Origin of the sequence: Saccharopolyspora sp. (assembly GCF_017434145.1) — a bacterium.
In the GTDB taxonomy this organism is placed as follows: domain Bacteria; phylum Actinomycetota; class Actinomycetes; order Mycobacteriales; family Pseudonocardiaceae; genus Saccharopolyspora_C; species Saccharopolyspora_C galaxeae.
On record NZ_JAFRFW010000999.1, the window covers coordinates 1 to 3,423 of the forward strand.

The 3,423-nt window shown below is 70.8% G+C and carries 4 protein-coding genes; 2 read left to right on the forward strand and 2 right to left on the reverse strand.

Annotated features, from left to right (window positions below; translation table 11 throughout):
• Together uxaC and IJH84_RS27150 are read left to right on the forward strand one after the other, a co-directional pair.
• Positions 1-1,290, forward strand: a 1,290-nt coding sequence (uxaC, locus tag IJH84_RS27145; RefSeq protein WP_295150588.1) for a glucuronate isomerase, incomplete at its 5' end; no start/stop codon positions are given.
• 79 nt (positions 1,291-1,369) lie between these two features.
• Complete coding sequence (locus IJH84_RS27150; RefSeq protein ID WP_295150591.1) at positions 1,370-1,582, forward strand: hypothetical protein; 213 nt, start codon at positions 1,370-1,372, stop codon at positions 1,580-1,582.
• A gap of 56 nt (positions 1,583-1,638) precedes the next feature.
• On the opposite strand, the gene IJH84_RS27155 is transcribed toward IJH84_RS27150, so the two are convergent.
• The gene (locus tag IJH84_RS27155) at positions 1,639-2,982 is read right to left on the reverse strand and encodes an LLM class flavin-dependent oxidoreductase (protein WP_295150594.1); all 1,344 of its coding nucleotides are present in this window, start codon (positions 2,980-2,982) and stop codon (positions 1,639-1,641) included.
• A gap of 62 nt (positions 2,983-3,044) precedes the next feature.
• On the reverse strand, positions 3,045-3,423 hold a 379-nt coding region (locus tag IJH84_RS27160; RefSeq protein WP_295150597.1), incomplete at its 5' end, for a TauD/TfdA family dioxygenase.

Here is a 3,423-nt window from a genome sequence, read left to right on the forward strand (position 1 = left end):
GATCCGGAGTTGCTGGCCGCGGACCGCCCGTTCGGCGATCCCGCCGCCCTGCTGGTGACACCCGATCACTACGTGACCCGCCTGCTGCACGCGCACGGCGTGCCGATGTGGCGGCTCGGGCTGGCCGACCGCGACGGTTCCGCCCCCGCCGAGCCGCGCGAGGTGTGGCGGACGTTCTGCGCGCATTGGCCGCTGTTGCTGGGCACGGCCTCCAGGCAATGGCTGGAGGCGGAGCTGCACGACGTGCTGGGAGCGAGGCTGCAGCCCTCGGCCGAAACCGCCGACGAGCTGTTCGACGAACTGTCCGCCCGACTCCGCGAACCGGAGTTCCGCCCCCGCGCACTGTTCGAGTCCTTCGGCATCGAGGTGCTGGCCACCACCGACGATCCCGCCGACGAGCTGCGCCACCACCGCGCACTGGCCGCCGATCCGAGCTGGTCCGGGCGGGTGGTGCCGACGTTCCGCCCGGACGCCTACCTCGACGCCACCCGGGCGGACTGGCCGCAGTCCCTCGACCGCCTCGCCGCTGCCAGCGGCATCGACACCGGTGACTACGCGGGCTTGATCCGCGCACTGGAAGAACGCCGGGAGTTCTTCCGGGCCAACGGCGCGACGGCCACCGACCACAGTGCCCCCGACGCGGGAATGGAGTTCCTGGACATCGACGAGGCGGCCGGGTTGTTCCGCCGAGTCCGCGCCGGACGGGCCGATCCCGGCGAAGCGCGGCAGCTTTCCCGCCAGCTGCTCGGCGAAATGGCCCGGATGTCCACTGAGGACGGTTTGGTGATGGCGCTGCACACCGGCAGCATGCGCAATCACCACCCGGAGACGTTCCGCCGGTTCGGCACCGACACCGGCCACGACATCCCGATGCGCGCCGAGTTCACCGAAGCGCTGCGACCGATGCTGTCCCGGTTCGGCACCCATCCCCGGTTCCGGACCGTGCTGTGCACCCTCGACGAGACCGTTTTCTCCCGCGAACTCGCGCCGCTGGCCGGCTTCTACCCATCGGTGTACCTGGGTGCACCGTGGTGGTTCCTGGACGCGCCGCGGGCGATGCGGCGGTTCCGCGACGCCGTCACCGAAACGGCCGGGTTCCACCGCAACGCCGGGTTCATCGACGACACCCGCGGGTTCTGCTCCATCCCGGCCCGGCACGACACCGCACGCCGGGTCGACGCCGCGCACCTGGCCGGGCTCGTGGCCGAACACGTGCTCAGCGAGCAGGATGCGGCCCGGATCATCCACGACCTCAACGACCGGCAGCCGCGCATCGCGTTCCGGCTCTGACCGCACCCGCTCGGCGAGCATGCCCGGCCGCCTGGACGGGTACAGCAGTTCCAGGACCGACCGCACGGGGTGAGCGATGATGGCGAACAACGCGCATTTCAACAACACCGGACCGACGCCGACGGTGACCGTCCGGGACGACCGGGGAAGCCCGGTCGTCGAGCTCGAGCTGTCCGCCGGGCAGCCCGGACCGGAACAGGCCGACGAACGGCTCCGCACCGCCGGGTGGACCCGCAGTGCCGACTGGACCGCGGCCTCGGACGGTTACGTGGCACCGGTCGTGCCTTCCTGACCCGATCGTCTACTGTGGATACACCTGGTGGCGCGGGTAGGTAGCGCGGTCGAAGTTCAACGCGGCAATGCGGTGCCTTCTCCGGCCGCGAACCGGTTCGCCGGGCGGGCCAGGCCGTAGTGCTCACGCAGGGTGCTTCCGCTGTAGTCGGAACGGAACAGGCCGCGCGCCCGCAGGATCGGCACGACGTGGTCCACGAACTCGTCTAATCCGGACGGCAGCACCGCGGGCATGATGTTGAACCCGTCGGCGGCGCCCGCGGTGAACCAGTGCTCGATGGTGTCCGCGACCTGCTCCGGCGTGCCGGTGAACGTGCGGTGCCCGCGCCCGCCGCCGAGGCGGTGGATGATCTGGCGCACGGTCAACTTCTCCCGGCGTGCCAGGTCGACGACGAGCGCGTAGCGGCTCTTGGCGGTCTCGATCCGCTCCTCGCCCGGCAGGTCGTCCGGCAGCGGCCGGTCCAGGTCCCGCTCACCGAGTTCGATCCCCAGCGTGTCGGCCAGCCGTGCGAGGGCGTAGCCGTGCACGATGCGCTCGGTCAGCTCGGAATCCTTGCGCTGCGCCTCCGACTCGGTCGAACCGATCACCGGGACGATGCCGGGCAGGATCTTGATCTCGTCCGGTTCCCGGCCGCGCTCGGCGGCGCGTTGCTTCAAGTCCGCGTAGAAGGCCTTGCCGTCGTTCAACGTCTGCTGCGCGGTGAACACCGCCTCGGCGTAGCGGGCAGCGAGGTCCTTGCCGTCCTCCGAGGACCCTGCCTGCACCAGCAGCGGACGGCCCTGCGGCGATCTCGGTGCGTTCAACGGTCCGTCGACGCCGAAGAACTCGCCGCGATGCCGGATCGGGTGCACCTTCGCGGCGTCCGCCCACGCGCCGTCCTTGTCCCCTACCTGCGCATCGTCCTCCCAGCTGTCCCAGAGCTTGCTCGCTACCTCGACGAACTCCGCCGCGCGGCGGTAGCGCAGGTCGTGCGCGGGCAAGTCGTCGAAGCCGAAGTTCCGCGCCGCCTCGACCGTCGCGTTCGTGACGATGTTCCAGCCCGCGCGGCCACCGCTGAGGTGGTCCAGCGCCGAGAACCTCCGCGCGAGGTTGTACGGCTGTTCGTAGGTCGTCGACGCGGTGGCGATGAGCCCGATCCGGCTGGTGGCCGAGGCGAGCGCGGTCAGCAGCAGGGTCGGTTCCAGCGCGACCGCCGGACGCTGGCCCACGTCGGCGCGCAGCACCGGGCTGTCGGCGAGGAACAGCGAGTCGAACGTGCCGCGCTCGGCGGCCTGCGCCAGGTGCACGTAATGGTCCAGGCGGGTCGCCGCGAACGGGTCGCTCTCCGGCAGGCGCCAGGCGGCTTCGTGGTGACCTGCGTTCATCAGGAAGGCGTTCAGGTGCAATCGGCGTTGCGACATCGGGATCCTTCGCGTCTCGCGGACCAGGACCGGTCCTCAGTGGACTAAGGGAAGCCGGCGCGCTACGCCGCGCTGCCCGCGGAGTAGGCCGCGGCGTCGCCGCGGCGCGCCACGCTGCGCCCGCCCTCGACGTCCACCGGCACATCACCGGCGACGGTGACCCGGCTGACCTTGCGCGCCAGCTCGCCGTAGTCGTCGACCGCGTAGTGCTGGGTGGCGCGGTTGTCCCAGATCGCCACGTCGCCGGGAGCCCACCGCCACCGGACGGTGTTCTCCAGCTGGGTCACGTGCGATTGCAGCAGGTCGAACAGCCGCGCCGTGTCCGACTTGCCGAATCCGAGGAACCGCTGCACGAAATGCCCGAGCAGCAGCGAACGTTCTCCCGTTTCGGGGTGCACCCGCACCACCGGATGCTCGGTCTCGTAGACCGTCGAGACGAAC